This window comes from Streptomyces sp. NPDC003077 (genome assembly GCF_040611095.1).
GTDB lineage: Bacteria > Actinomycetota > Actinomycetes > Streptomycetales > Streptomycetaceae > Streptomyces.
Window position 1 is genome coordinate 12122 of sequence record NZ_JBEXNM010000028.1, and the last position, 13070, is coordinate 25191.

Genomic DNA, 13070 nt, shown 5'->3' on the forward strand with positions numbered 1-13070 from the left:
TCACCTCGACCGTGGGGGGTGCGCGTCGGTCCCGTCCGGCGGGGCGTTCCAACGGCCGCTCTGGCGCACCGCTTCCACTACGCCGAGGACGGCATCGACCGCTTCCGGAATGACCTGGGCGAGCATCGGCAGGGCGCGGTGCCAGGTGGCGGTTTCGAGGAGGTCATAAGCCATGGCTCGCACGAGAAGGTCCACCAGTAGCGGGTCGGCCGGCGCGGGGCGGAGCGGGCGCGCGAGGGCGCACAGGACCGTCAGCGTCCAGTCGTCGGCCTGCGCCGTCACGTCGAGGACCACGGGCGTGCCGGCGAGGTGGCCGGCCACAGCGGCCAGAGTCTGGCCACGTGCCTCGGAATCCGCGATGTCGGTGATCGTCGCGTACGCCTGCTCCGGGTCGCCGAGGGTGGCTTGCAGCAGCGCGAGAGCGGCGAGCAGCAGGGGCTGTGTCCCGAGGCGGGCGCGAGCGGAGCTCTCCACGGCGGTGAGTCGGGCCTCCGTCGGGACGCCGGCGGCGTGGTCCGCCAGGACGCCGACCACGTCAACGGTGAACGCGTCGTTCCCAGCGGCCCCCGGCAGGCCGGAATCCGTCGAGGTGAGGACTGTCTGTGGGTCGAGCAGCGCCTCCACGGCCAGCGCCGCCCGCCTGTACAGACCTCCGAGGCGCCCGATTGGCCTGCGGCCGTCCGCGGGCGCCGCCCAATGGCGGGCTCGCGCGGCGTCTCCCGCGTGCGCGAACGCCTGGGCGACCAGGCTCCTCGCCACCGGCAACTGGGCGGCAGGCACGCGCTGCGCGGCCTCCGCTGCCTTCTCCGCGGAGCGGAGGGCAGAGTCTGGACGCCGCGAAGGGGCCATGGCGGCCGAGGTCCATGCGCGTACCGTGAACAACGGGTCGCGCGTCCCGATCGCCAGTAGGCCCCGTTCGCCGAGGTGGCCGAGCCAGTCGGGGGGCGTTTCCGGGACGGTGACGCGTTGCATGAAGCGGTCGACCTGGAGGCGCAGTTCGGGACCGGATCCCCGTGCGGACAGGCGGCGAGCCTCTTCGCGCAGCTCGTCGTAGACGTTCGGCCCGTCGGGTTCGGGGTGCTGCTCCCAGGCCGTGCCCGTCGGGTCGACGGAGGGCTCGTCAGTTTCCGGTTCGGTCGCGTCGGCCACCGTGGGGAGGCGGTCCAGTCGCTGCCGACACGCTTCGGCCCGCGAAGGGTCGGCTTTGGCCACCTCCGTCCAGATCTCCCGCGCGACGACGAGGCGCCCCTCGGGGGAGTCCGCCTGGTACTCCGCTTCCAGCAGCAGTTCGTCCAGGAACGCGTCCGCGAGGTGGGGCTCGGTGGCGCGGAGCGAGGAGGCGACCTCGGCCGCCGGGGCCGCCAACTCCCGTCGGCAGAAGTCGACCGACCTCAGCAGCCGAGCGGCGTCCTGGGGCAGGTCGGCCCTGGCGAGGGCCACGGCGACCCGCGCGATCACCGACTCGGTGCGACCAACGGCCCGGTCGCCCAGCGGGTTCTGGTAGCGGGCTCGCTCCGCCCACTCGGCGGCCTCCGACGCGAACCGCCGCGCCGCGTCGAGCGCCCGCGGTTCTGCCGCGAGCAGGGTGGGGACGACCTCGATGAGCCGGAGGGCCTTGGCGGCCGGGTCGGGGGTGGCAAGCGCGAGTGAGCGAGCCCGTGCGGCGTCACCGACCGCGGCCAGCGCCCGCAACACCTCGGGCGGCACGTGTGCGCCCCCGCCTTCCAGAAGGGAGCGAGCGGCGGTGGCCGACGCGAGGACGGCGGGCGTCCGACGCGTGCGGGTGGCTTGTTCGAGCGAGGCGATCCCGAGATCGGCACGGCCGAGATCGGCGAGGCGCAGCAGCCTCCGGGTGTCGAGCGCGAAGTCGAGGAATCGATCGAGATCGGGGTCGTCACGGGAGCGGACCAGCTCGGGATAGTGCTGGAGCAGGAACGCGGGTGAGGACGCGGGCCAGTTCCTGGCCCGCCACCCGTCGGCCCAGGCGTCCATGCGCGCGCTCAGGTCTGCGAGGTACTCCTCTCCGCACAGGTCGCGTGCGGTGTCGTGCAGCGTCGAGGCGCCTCTACGTCGTAGGGAAGGGGTTCGATGCGGTTTCCGGAGCTGATGAGACGGGCCAGGTCCTGGTAGCCGAGCCCGCCGCGGGTGGCGAGGGTGAGGAACCCGAGGGCTTCGCGTCCCGGGCCACCGACATCGTCGAAGAGCCGCTTGAGCTCCTGGAAGGCCGTGTCCCGCAGGGCGATCGCCGTGGGAGAGGGACGGAACTCGGGAATCTGCTCCGCGTCGCGCACGGGATGCCCTGCCGGGACGTCGCTGGGCAGCGGTGGGTACGGGCGCATGCTGACCAGCACGGTGAGCCCGGTGATCAGACGCTGGGGGAGCAGGGACGCGATGCTGGGCGCGGCGGTGCCTGCTCCAGTGTCCTCGTCCAGCCCGTCGATGACCAGCAGCAGTTTCCGGCCCCGGGCAACGCTCTCCTCCGCCGCCTTCGCGTACAGCGAGGTGAACGGGGCCTTCCCCTCCCGGCCGGAGGCTGTCTTCCTCCCGGCGAGCTGGGTCAGCGGTCCCCTGATGGTCCCTTCGAAGTCCTGCGCGTTCTGAGCCGTGGTGCCCTGCCGTACGAAGAAGGCGACGACGTCCGTGTCGTCCGGTACGTGTGAGGGTGCGGTGAGCCAGGTTGCGAGGAAAGCGGTCTTCCCCGCCCAGGGCGGCGCCACGAGGGTCAGATACCCCGGCGTCACGGACCTCGCCCGCAGAAGGGAGGTGAGCCGTTCGAGATCCTGCTCCCGACCGGCGAGGTCGGCGGGACACCAGTCCCGGGCCGTATGGAGGAAGGGAGGGGGAGGGGCCGTTCGGGAACTGGGCCGCGAGGGCGGTCGCCCGCCCTTCCGGCTGCTTCTCTCGGCCTGCGCCTTGGCGAACGCGTCTAGCCATGTCCGCTTCGGGGCCCACCGACGACCGAGCTTTTTCTCCAGGGCTTCCACCACCCTGAGGAACTCATCTCGATCACTGGGCGCGGTGCGTCCCTGGAGCCAGGACCCGAGTTTCGTCTTCCAGGACCCGAGTTCCTTCTCACCGTGGATCCCGACGGCGATTCCGATCTTTGTGTAGGAGAGATTGGGATCGGCGCGCTTCGCCTCGGCGTGCAGGCCTGCGAGGAGGCGGGAGAGGTTTCGCAGTGCCGGCCGGTCCGCCGTCTCGTCGTCCATGAAGCCCCACCTCTAGCCCTTACCCACCTGACGGGAATCCTCCCGGCCATGACCAGCTCCGCATCATCTTCTCGGCCCTCGGCCAAGTCGCATGAAACCCACCTGACGAAGGACAACGGGTCCACCGCCGCCCGATATTCCGTCGGGTGGCCCTCCAGGAGGGAACCCGTCGTGCACACAGTCCTCACCGACGCCACGGCACTGGCCGCTACCACCGGTCTCACCTACGCCGGAACGCTGCTCGGCGTCGCCTTCGTGTCCGTCGTGTCGCGTGACCCCGAGCGGCGCAAGGACGCCCGGGCGACCCTGATGATCCTCGTCCGGCGCCGTACGCAGCGCTGACCGCAGTCAACGCCAGTGCAAGGGGGCTCAACCGTCAACACCGAACCAGTCCTGGTTAGTTGGAGCACTACCCAAACCATCTACTGACGTGTCAGACTCCAGTCCTCGACAGCGTCGGGTGCACCTCTCGGTGCTCTGCGGACTGGGATCCCCCCCAGTCCGGAGAGCACAGGAGGAAGATGATGGGCGAACGCTCGTGGCGCTGGTTGAGGCCGCTACTCAAGGTGAGGGGGTGGTGTGGCGAGCATCGGGACGCCCTGGCGTTGATGGTGATCGAAATCGTCACTGCCGCTGTCGTCACCTGGTTGCTAGCGGGTATATGAGGTCTCTCCCGGGAGCAATCCGGGAGAGACCTCACAGGCCACGGCCGGTACGTCCAGTTGCTGAGAGGCGGCTCGTCCCGGTCGTGGCAGTCAAACGGGGCATCCGTCAGGACGATAACAGGAAGCCGTCGACCTGGGGATCCCCGCCTCGCGCTCGCGAGGATTGCCCGCAGCTAGCGTTCGTTGGTCATTCCGGGCGCATCTCCTCCCCGCGTCGCGGGGATCACGCACCACCTCTCACGCACCGATGCCCATCCGCCGTCCTCCGTTCGGCGGTGGGCGATCCGCAGGACAGCGAGGCCACGGACCATGCGAGCAACCGATGTAGAGAGCGCCCCGAACGGGCGTACCACGGGCGTCCGTTGGGACCCGCGTCTTCACTCCTGCGTCCGGGCGTTGGCGCTGGACGGCACGGTGCTCGCACTGAACCTGGTGGATCTGTTCCGCCGAGCCGAGTCGCTTCGCGACATCGACGGGGCCACCCCTGGCGAGAAGGTCGCCCTCATCGAGTTCCTGCTGGCGCTTTGTTACGCCTCCGGTACGCATCCGTCCTCGCCCGGAGAGTGGGACCGATGGGTGGGGGAGGGGGCCTCCCTGGAAGGGGTCGGGACCTGGCTGGCCGGGCAGTCAGACGAGGACTGGAACCTCTTCCACCCGACGCGGCCCCTGGGTCAGAACGCGCTCCTGGCGCCGTTCCTGGAGGAGTACGGCACCGGTCCGGCCCAGCTCGTCATCGAACGCGCCGGTGACTACGCTCAGTTCGCCGATCACCACCACCTCGACCACGAGGCTCCGCTGCCCGCGGCCGAGGCGTTCCGGGTCATGCTGACCCAGCACTGCTTCGGCCTGTCCGGCCGGGCACGCATCTCCGGCAAGGCGACGCTCGGCCCCGCCATCACCAATCTGGCCACCGGCCGCCTCGGCGGCCGGGTCAGGGTGCTCGCGCTGGGGAGAACCCTCGGGCACACGCTGCGCCTCAACCTCACGCCCACCGCCGACGAGCCGCGGGTGCTCAACCTCACCTGGACGGAGGGGCCGATCCAGCGGCGGAGCTTCACCGCGAAGCCTCCGCCGCGGCCGGTCGCGGGCTTCGCCGATCTGCACAGCTCGTTGGGCAGATCGGTGTTGCTGCGGCCGAAGGCCGGACTCGACGGTGAGCGTGCCGCCGTGGACCGGGTGCTGATCGGCGCGGGCGAACTGCTCGACCTCGATCCCGCCGTACACCTCCAGGACGCCGTCATATCGGAGACGCGGACGGGCGTGAGCAAGCCCCTGTGGCCGTCGCCCACCCGGGACCTCTGGCGGGAGGCGCATGCGCTCTACGCCGCGGTGGAGAAGAGGGCTGGCGGCCTCTACGCACGGTTGGCGCGCCTGCCGAAGGAGCAGGGGCGCCACGGCCGGAGCTGCGACCTCCTCGCCGTCGGGCTGCTCGCCAACAAGACCGCCGCTACCTGCTGGGTGACCAGCGTGTCCCCCTTCGCGCCAGGGCGGGCGTCCGAACTCCACCGGGCATCGGAGCGAGGGTCCGCTGTGGCCGAGCACATCGCCCGCAGCCTGGACAGTGCCGCGTTCGCCGCGTGGAAGGTCGCCTATCCGAACCCCAAGCCTGCGGATAAGAAGAATCAGATCGCCCGTTTCGACGCACGGGGCGAGCAGTGGAAGGCGACCGAACATCCCTTCCACACCCTTCTCGACGATGTAGCGGACGGAGCCGATGTCGCGGAGTGCATGCCGGGATACGTCGAGTGGCTGGTGGAGATGGCCCGGAAGTTCCTCGACAAGCGCCTGGATTCGCTGCCGCCGAACGGGCAGGGACTGCAGGTGCGAGCGGCTGCCCGTGCCCGCTTCGAGCAGGAACTCCTCAGCCCGCGGGCGCCCAAGGAGTTCGCCACCCTCGTGGACGGAGAAGCATGACCGACGCGTTGCCACCTGATATCCCGTCGAATGGACCGGAGTTGCTCACCGACTGGCTCGTGTCGCTCGTGCGCAACCGGCGCTACGGCGACCTGGCGAATCTGCGGCGTCCCTCGGCGCCCACCAGGACGCTCATGGAGGCCGGCTCGTACGCGCCGACTGGCGCGGACCGAGAGGTCTACGAATACGTGGCCTTCCTTTTCGCCATCTACCACCGCGGGGTGCAACGACCGACGCGCGGCCATGGGAGCTTCGGGGCGGCGGCGCGGCGGATCGGCGGCCCGGCGGGACGAGGACCGGACGATCCGGGCGCCGTCCGGCTCTTCGACCTGATCGTCTCCAGCAGGAGAATCCCCCGTCGGCACCTCCAGCACGCTGTCGCACGCCTGCGGGCGGGCGAGCAGCAACCACCCTCCTGGGCCGGACTGGTCGAGGACCTCGGACGGTGGAACGACCGCACGGCACGCATCGCCTACCGCTGGGCGGTCGACTTCCACGAGCCGCGTAGCAACAGGGGCAAGACCTCGCAGAAGGGCAGCAGCACATGACCGAAGGCAGCACCGAGCGGAGTCAGTTCCTCTCCCTCCATCTTCTGGAGACCCTGGCCGCGGTCCTGCCCGTACGGGACGAGAACGGCGCGCCGAAGACCATCGTCTACGGCGGCGTCGAACGGCACATGATCACCAGTCAGGCGCGGCGGCGAGCCGAGCGGATGTACGCCCGCAGGCGGGCCAACGCCGGGACCGGCCCGCTTGCGGGCCGGACGACAGGACTGCGGACGCGCGAGTGGGCGCTCATCGTGGCGCGGGTGCTGGAGTCGGCCCACGGCTGGGGGCGCGACGACGCGGTGATCATGGCGCGGGCCGTTCTGGAGGCCACCGGGCTGAAGTTCGGCGATCCCGCCAAGAAGACCGTCGCCAACCTCACCAAGGTGCTCCTGTTCGCCCCCGAGGACGCCGGGGAACGGATCGCCGCGTACATCGACGAGCACGCGGCGGAGCTGACCGGCTGGCGCGATGAGTACCTCGCCGCGCAGCAGGCGGCGGCGAAGTCGAGGCGGGGCGGGCGCAAGGCGTCCGATGAAGCCGAGGTGACCGACGGGGCGGAGGGCGGGAGCACGACGGACGGCAAGGACCTGCCTCCGCTGCCGAAGGAGGCCCGGACCCTGGTCCTCACCGCGCTGGCCCCCCGCGACGCCATCGACATCGCGCTCTACGGCAGGTTCCTCGCGGAGATCGCCGATTCTCCCAACGTCGACGGCGCCGTGCAGAGCGCACACGCCTTCACCATCCATGAAGCGGAACGCATCGACGACTTCTACGCCGCAGCTGACGACGCGAAACTGGAGCGCAAGCGAAACGCACTCGACTTTCTGGACGCAGCGGACGACGGCGGCGCGGGCATGACGGGGTACCAGTCGTTGATCTCCGGCACCTTCTACCGGCACACCGTGCTGGACCGACACCAGCTGAGGGTCAACCTGCGCGCGGCCGGTATGACCGAGGCGGAGGCGGAGGAGGCCGCGATCGCCGCCGAGCACGAGCTGGTGAACGCGTTCGTCGAAGCGTTCCCCGAGGCGAAGAAGAACTCGACGGCCTCCACCGGGTCGCTGCCCGCCCTGGTGCTGGCCTTCGAGGGCGATCGCCCGTACAGCTACGCGGCGGCCTTCCAGCGGCCTGTCGTGGAGGATCCCCGCTACAAGGACAGCAAAGGTCCGGCCGGGCCCGCTGGTGTGGCGCGGTTGCTCCGGCACCATGATGTCGTCAGCAGGCGGAGGCCCGACATCCGCGCGACGCGGATGCTCACGTACGACGCCGAGATCGATGCCCTCCTCGACGAGTCCGGTGTACCGGACAGCCTTCGGGTGGACTCCATCGAGGACCTGGTCCCGTGAGCCACGTTCTGCTCCTCAGGCTGGCGGCACCCCTGCAGTCTTGGGGCGTGACCTCCCATTTCGCGCCGCGCCGCGACTCGCAGGGACGCCCCACGAAGTCGGCCGTCATCGGCATGTGCGCCGCGGCGCTCGGGCTGCCGAGGGAGCCCCCGGCGGCGGAGTCAGGAGCCCCGCGGGAGGCGCGCGAGGCGGCCCACACCCTCTTCGGGGAGCTCGTCCGCACCGTCTTCGCCGTGCGTGCCGACCATCCGGGCGTGCCCGTCCGGGACTACCAGACCGTCGGCGCCGGGCGGTATCCGCTGCGTCCCCGTGACCTCATCACCGACCACCGGCGGGCCGCCGCCGTGTCGGCCTCCCTCGACGAGGCCACGGGAGACCGGTTCGGCGAGCACCGGCTCAGCGGTTGGTACGGCGCCCCAAAAAAGATCGCCGCCGATCCCGTCTCCGGCGCGCTGGTCTCGGGCGAGCTGTACCGCTCCGCCCTCACCACCGAGCGGTGGTACCTCGCGGACGCCACCTTCCTCGTGGCGCTCCAGCACGAGGACCGGCAGTTCCTGGAGTCGGTGGGCGCGGCGCTGGAGCGTCCCCGGAGGCTGCTGTGGCTGGGCCGCAAGTCCTGCCCGCCGTCCGGCACCCTGTACCTCGGAGTCGTCCCGGGGGACGCAGAGACGGCCTTCCGAACCCGTGCGCTCCTGCCGGGGCCGGAGAACGCCTCAGGCGGAGGGCGTCGGCTGTGGGCGTGGTTCCAAGTGCCTCCCTTGGAACGAGACGCCATGCCGGTGCAGGACCAACCAGTCGGATTCCACGCGCTGGGACCAGAGCACACCACCCGCTGGGAGGCGCGCCGGAGGATCACTCTCGAACCGAACCCCGCCGAATGGGAAGAGATCATCCTGTGAGCGATTCCCCGCCGCGGAGCGGCACTGCCACGACGGCGGCCCGATTCGTCGCGACCCACTCCGTCCTGACCCTGGACGCCCGCCATCCGTACGTCGCCAAGTCTCTGATCGATGCCCAGGAGATGCACCGCACCGTCATGAGCGGGTTCCAAGGATGGGTGGCGGAAGGCGCTCCGGAGGCGCGCGCTCAGATGGGCGTGCTGTCGACCTGGACCGTCGACCTCAAGGCGGCGGCCCTTGTGCTCGTCGTCCAGTCGAAGGTCGCGGCGGACTGGGCGCACATCCCGAGGGCCGCCCTTCGAGACGCCCCGCACCTCATCACCGTCGACCGGACGTTCCGGACCGGTGAAGCAGTGGAATTCCGGGCGGTGGTCAACCCCACCTACAGCCGACCCCGGATCGGCCCCGACGGGGAACCGGTGCGGGGCAAGCGGGTGGCGCACACGACTCGTGCCGGCATGCAGAAGTGGTGCGCGCATCACTTCGGACACGGAGAGACCCCGGGAAGAGCCGGGGTGATCGCGGGCCCCGATGCCCTGTCCGTGCATCCGCTGCCGACGGTCTCCAGCGCTCATCCCGGCAAGGCCGTGCGAATCGCACGGGCCGAAGTGCGAGGCCTGGTCACTGTGACCGACCCCGCCACCTTCGTCAGGACGCTTTCCGACGGTGTGGGCCGTGGGCGCGCTTACAGCTGCGGGCTTGTGCTGACACGCTGACCCGAAATCTCGGCGCACAGGCGGGTGTCCTCGCGGAGGTTGGCGGACATGAACGTCGACAATCTGGAGCGTCAGGTGCGGCTGCCGTTTCACGGTAGGGATTGCTGCGGGACCGTAGGCGGGATTCCCGGTCACACCTACTGATGGTCCTGTGAGTGCCTCTGTGTGCCTGAGAGTCATGCGGCTTGCGGGCGACCGGGTTCAGAATTTGTCGATGAAGTAATCCCGGCGCTGGAGAGACTTTGGAAGTCGTCACGGCTCCCGCGGGTCTGCCGCCACCCGAGGTAGCGACTCTGGACACCCCCTTGCGGTCCTGGCCCAGTCCACTCCGGGATCGTGCGGAAGCGCGCGTGGCATTTTGCCGCTGCATGCGTCGTCGTCACCAGCTTTCGATGCCGCGCAGGGGTGCCGCTGGCCCGCGTGGTCGTGCGGAGCATGCGGCCACCGCTGGTGTGTGGCCGAGATGCCATGCACCTGTGCCCGGCGACGGCTACCTCAGTGCTGCGGTTCGGCGGGTCCAAGCGCGCCTAGGTCTGCTCCGACGAACAACTCTCCTGCTCCTTCCTCAACCACACAGGACTGACCATCCAGACCCACCCACAGAACTAACGGAAAACTCAGTAGGTTTTCGGACTGGTGTGCGAGCGAGGGGGGTAAGGGGGCAACCGGCGAGGGACGCCTGGAACGTGCTTTGGCCGGCCTGCATGAGCATTGCCCGGCCAGGGGTCGCGGCGCCGGTGGCCGACGACCAGGAATGTTGGTCCGGTGGCCTGGCGCATCGCGAGGCCCGCACTTTGGAAGCTGCTGCGGCTCAGGCGTCCGCATCGGCCTCGGCCGCTTCGTATGAGTAAGCTGTGGGAGCCAGGTCCGGACTCCCGGTAGCACCGGGGGAACCAGCCGAGTGCACCCAGTCTTCACCGTCCGGAGGCGCGTCAGCAGCGTGCCCACCAGCGGAACTCCACTCGCTTCCACGCACAGTCTTCCGTGCGCGCACACGTTCGGAGTCCTCCGTATGTCCCCAACCCTGGCTACGCTCCGCAGCTTCCACTGCGAGCACACACCCAGCAAGAGCCGCATCCTGGCTCTCGTACACCACCGCGAAGGTCCCGCCTCTTTGCATGCGGTTCTCACCTGTCGGCAGCCGGAAATCGCACAACAGGCAGTGGGCATCCTGCAGCAGGCCATCCGCTCTACCTCCGGCACCTGGAAGCCCGAGCCGTTGGAAGCGCTGTGCGCTCAGCTGCCGGATGCCCCAGCCTCCTCGCTCCGCAGCGCCGCACGGCATGCAGTCGCCGGCGTTTGGCCCATGCCTCCCGGCAGCTACCTCAAGTGGGATCAGATCGCTGACGGCGCCGACGAGGGCGCTGACGAGGACACTGACACGGAGGCGGTTGCGCGCACCCTGCGCACTCCGGACGATGCGCGGCTCGCGGACCTGGCGGGCCCGGTGGTCCGGGTAGAGGTGCTCCGCGAGTTCCATGTGCATGATGCACAGGCCGTGCTGAAGGCCGCCAGGAGCGCGGGCTGGCCGCTGCCGGACGACGAACCCGAGGACGATGACCCACAGGACCTCGTCGATGCCGTGATGTGGCTTGGGGAGACGGACAGAGAAATCAAGGGCGCGGACACGGTCACGGACGCCTGCCAGGGAATGAGGCTACGTCCCGAGAACGGACACGAAGTCGCCGACTGGAGCGAGGATCCGGTGATCGCCGACTTCGGCCCGGGCTGGCGGCGCAAGGCGGCTGCCCGCCAAGTCGAGTCGGCGAAGCCGTCTACCAAGGAGAAGAGCCCGGACTTCGCCGCGCTGTTCGAGGTGCAGCCACCGCACTGTGAGGACCCGGAGTGCGAGGACGAGCGGTGTCGGTGGCAGCTCACCCCTCGAACGGCCGATGTCTTGTACACGGAGCTGTGCGTGCTCGCCGATCAGGCGTACGACGACTGTGAGGAACTGGGCGACAAGCCCGTGGTGCCCGACGAGCACGAGGGCCTCTGGGGAGTGTTCACCTCGCTCCCGAAGCTGACCTTCACAGCCGATCTGCGGTGGCGCCGTCGGTTCGCCCGGGCCGCCGACGACCTTGCCGGCGACCTCGAACGCGGGCAGTGGCCGGAGCCCACCTGCACGGCGGAGGAACTCGCCCTCCACCTCGCCGTCCGTTACGCCCGTGATAGGGGGGATGAGGACCATGTCGTGGGTGAGCACGGAAGCCTGCCCACCCACCGGGATGACTACGACTTCGAGATGTGTGCCGAGGTCTTCTTCCAGGACACCGATGTGCTGATGTTGTACAGCGCTCGCTTCGACGGCATCGAGGACCCGGACGACGAGACGAACCAGTACATGGGTATCGGTGATCTGCGTGCCGCGGCCTGGTTCGAGCCGTTCGGGAACGTCCCTGCCCGTGATCCCCACCGCGGGTTCCGCCGCTGACTGCCCGGTAGCGCCGCGTTGGAGCCTGACCGTGATCGCTCAGCGGCCAAACTCTTTATCGGGTTATTCGGGACAGGGCCGAGGCGTCAGGCGGATTCGTTGCACGTCTGACAGCGGCGGGTTGCCACGCGGGCCGTGTTGCCCGCGGTGGCTCGCACGGGACGGCTGGAGGAGATCCTTGCCCACGTGCCTGTGGCGACGGTGGTCCAGCCCCATCTCGGGGCTTTGGTCTCGCTCTCGGACAGGTGCGTGCAGCCGGGGAGGTGGGCGTACTGGGTCGGCGAGATCAGGATGGTGTTCGGGTCCCAGTTCCCCCGGTCGGGATGGGCGGCGATCTTGCGCTGTGGCGGTTGCGGCGAACATGCGCAGCCTGCTCCGATGATCAGGTCACAGTGATCGCAGCGGCTGATGGTCATCGGCGGGCATCCTTCGGCGCGGGAACGATCTGCCGTGCATTCTCGTGGAGGGCGATCGCCTCTCGCCACCACAGAGATACGTCGAGCGAGAGGCATTGCCGAGAGTCGTGAATCCCGGTAGCGGGCGGCGCTCGGACCTGTTGCGGATGGCTTGTTGGTAGGGGGCTTGTCAGCAAGTCCCCGCCACTCTGCACTCACTGGCCATCGAGCAGGCGGGTCGCTGCCGCCGGAGCCGCCGCCGACGCCGCGTGCGGCTTCGGCGAGGAGCTGGCTGGCGTGGGTGCCGCCCTGGTGGAGGTCCGGCGAGATCGCGGCGGCGAGGAGGGCCTTGCCCTCGTGTTCGGTGCCCAGGATCACGATGGCCGGGTTCTGGCCGAGCCAGGCGAGGGTGTCGGCGGCGAGACCACGGAGTTCGTCCGGGGCCATGCCGGTGACGCGCTGGACGACCAACTGCCCGTGACCGGTCCGCTGGGCCTGGGCGGCGAGGTGTCCGGCCTGGTGCCGCAGTTCCTCGGCCCGGAGCTGGGACAGTTTCTCCTGGGCGGCGGCGAGGGCGTCCAGGCGCTTGCGCAGGGCGTCGGGGGCCTCGGTGGGGCGGGTGCCGAGCAGGCCGGCGAGCTCGTTCAGCAGCTGTCGCCCGGTGTCGAGGTGGCGGAGGGTGCTGTGCCCGGTGAGGGCTTCGACGCGGCGGAGGTTGGGGCCGATCGAGGACTCGGACAGCAGGAGGAAGGTGCCGACCTGGGAGCCGTGGGCGACGTGGGTGCCGCCGCACAGCCCGCGGGAGAAGCCGCCGATGTCGACGATGCGGACGCGCTCGCCGTACTTCTCTCCGAACAGCGCGATGGCCCCGGCGGCCTCGGCCTCCGCCCGGTCGGCATGCCCGGCCCGCACTTCCGGGTCGTCGAGGACGTGCCTGTTGACGGTCG

General features: G+C 69.9%; 10 protein-coding genes. 7 read left to right on the forward strand and 3 right to left on the reverse strand.

Annotated features, from left to right (window positions below):
• Both ABZX96_RS19815 and ABZX96_RS19820 read right to left on the reverse strand, forming a co-directional pair.
• The gene (locus tag ABZX96_RS19815) at nucleotides 1-1992 is read right to left on the reverse strand and encodes a hypothetical protein (protein WP_355546092.1); all 1992 of its coding nucleotides are present in this window, start codon (nucleotides 1990-1992) and stop codon (nucleotides 1-3) included.
• An 8-nt stretch (nucleotides 1993-2000) separates the two neighbouring features.
• Nucleotides 2001-3209, reverse strand: a complete 1209-nt coding sequence (locus ABZX96_RS19820; protein ID WP_355546094.1) for a hypothetical protein — start codon at nucleotides 3207-3209, stop codon at nucleotides 2001-2003.
• Between the two features lie 171 nt (nucleotides 3210-3380).
• Here ABZX96_RS19820 and ABZX96_RS19825 point away from each other — a divergent pair, with 171 nt between their 5' ends.
• From ABZX96_RS19825 to ABZX96_RS19855, 7 genes are all read left to right on the forward strand, one after another.
• Entirely contained in the window at nucleotides 3381-3551 is a 171-nt protein-coding gene (locus ABZX96_RS19825; protein ID WP_355546096.1) for a hypothetical protein, read from the forward strand.
• Between the two features lie 737 nt (nucleotides 3552-4288).
• Nucleotides 4289-5788, forward strand: a complete 1500-nt coding sequence (locus tag ABZX96_RS19830; RefSeq protein WP_355546098.1) for a type I-E CRISPR-associated protein Cse1/CasA — start codon at nucleotides 4289-4291, stop codon at nucleotides 5786-5788.
• Complete coding sequence (gene casB, locus ABZX96_RS19835; protein WP_355546100.1) at nucleotides 5785-6336, forward strand: type I-E CRISPR-associated protein Cse2/CasB; 552 nt, start codon at nucleotides 5785-5787, stop codon at nucleotides 6334-6336. Before ABZX96_RS19830 ends, casB begins: the two co-directional genes overlap by 4 nt.
• Nucleotides 6333-7682 carry a type I-E CRISPR-associated protein Cas7/Cse4/CasC gene (locus ABZX96_RS19840; RefSeq protein WP_355546102.1) on the forward strand — a complete coding sequence of 450 codons (1350 nt, stop codon included), beginning with the start codon at nucleotides 6333-6335 and terminating at the stop codon, nucleotides 7680-7682. Before casB ends, ABZX96_RS19840 begins: the two co-directional genes overlap by 4 nt.
• The gene (gene cas5 / locus ABZX96_RS19845) at nucleotides 7679-8581 is read left to right on the forward strand and encodes a CRISPR-associated protein Cas5 (protein ID WP_355546104.1); all 903 of its coding nucleotides are present in this window, start codon (nucleotides 7679-7681) and stop codon (nucleotides 8579-8581) included. The genes ABZX96_RS19840 and cas5 overlap by 4 nt, the downstream gene beginning before the upstream one ends.
• Entirely contained in the window at nucleotides 8560-9297 is a 738-nt protein-coding gene (locus tag ABZX96_RS19850; protein WP_355546106.1) for a type I-E CRISPR-associated protein Cas6/Cse3/CasE, read from the forward strand. Before cas5 ends, ABZX96_RS19850 begins: the two co-directional genes overlap by 22 nt.
• 1306 nt (nucleotides 9298-10603) lie before the next feature.
• Nucleotides 10604-11728, forward strand: a complete 1125-nt coding sequence (locus ABZX96_RS19855) for a hypothetical protein (RefSeq protein WP_355546108.1) — start codon at nucleotides 10604-10606, stop codon at nucleotides 11726-11728.
• Between the two features lie 86 nt (nucleotides 11729-11814).
• On the opposite strand, the gene ABZX96_RS19860 is transcribed toward ABZX96_RS19855, so the two are convergent.
• The gene (locus ABZX96_RS19860; protein WP_355546110.1) at nucleotides 11815-13035 is read right to left on the reverse strand and encodes a DHHA1 domain-containing protein; all 1221 of its coding nucleotides are present in this window, start codon (nucleotides 13033-13035) and stop codon (nucleotides 11815-11817) included.
• Nucleotides 13036-13070: the final 35 nt, after the last annotated feature.

Bases quoted from the DNA above. Each gene is read 5' to 3' on its own strand.
- ABZX96_RS19820 (WP_355546094.1), bottom strand. From the start codon at position 3,209: ATGGACGACGAGACGGCGGACCGGCCGGCACTGCGAAACCTCTCCCGC.
- ABZX96_RS19840 (WP_355546102.1), top strand. From the start codon at position 6,333: ATGACCGAAGGCAGCACCGAGCGGAGTCAGTTCCTCTCCCTCCATCTT.
- ABZX96_RS19850 (WP_355546106.1), top strand. From the start codon at position 8,560: ATGGGAAGAGATCATCCTGTGAGCGATTCCCCGCCGCGGAGCGGCACT.
- ABZX96_RS19815 (WP_355546092.1), bottom strand. From the start codon at position 1,992: ATGGACGCCTGGGCCGACGGGTGGCGGGCCAGGAACTGGCCCGCGTCC.
- ABZX96_RS19855 (WP_355546108.1), top strand. From the start codon at position 10,604: ATGCCTCCCGGCAGCTACCTCAAGTGGGATCAGATCGCTGACGGCGCC.
- casB (WP_355546100.1), top strand. From the start codon at position 5,785: ATGACCGACGCGTTGCCACCTGATATCCCGTCGAATGGACCGGAGTTG.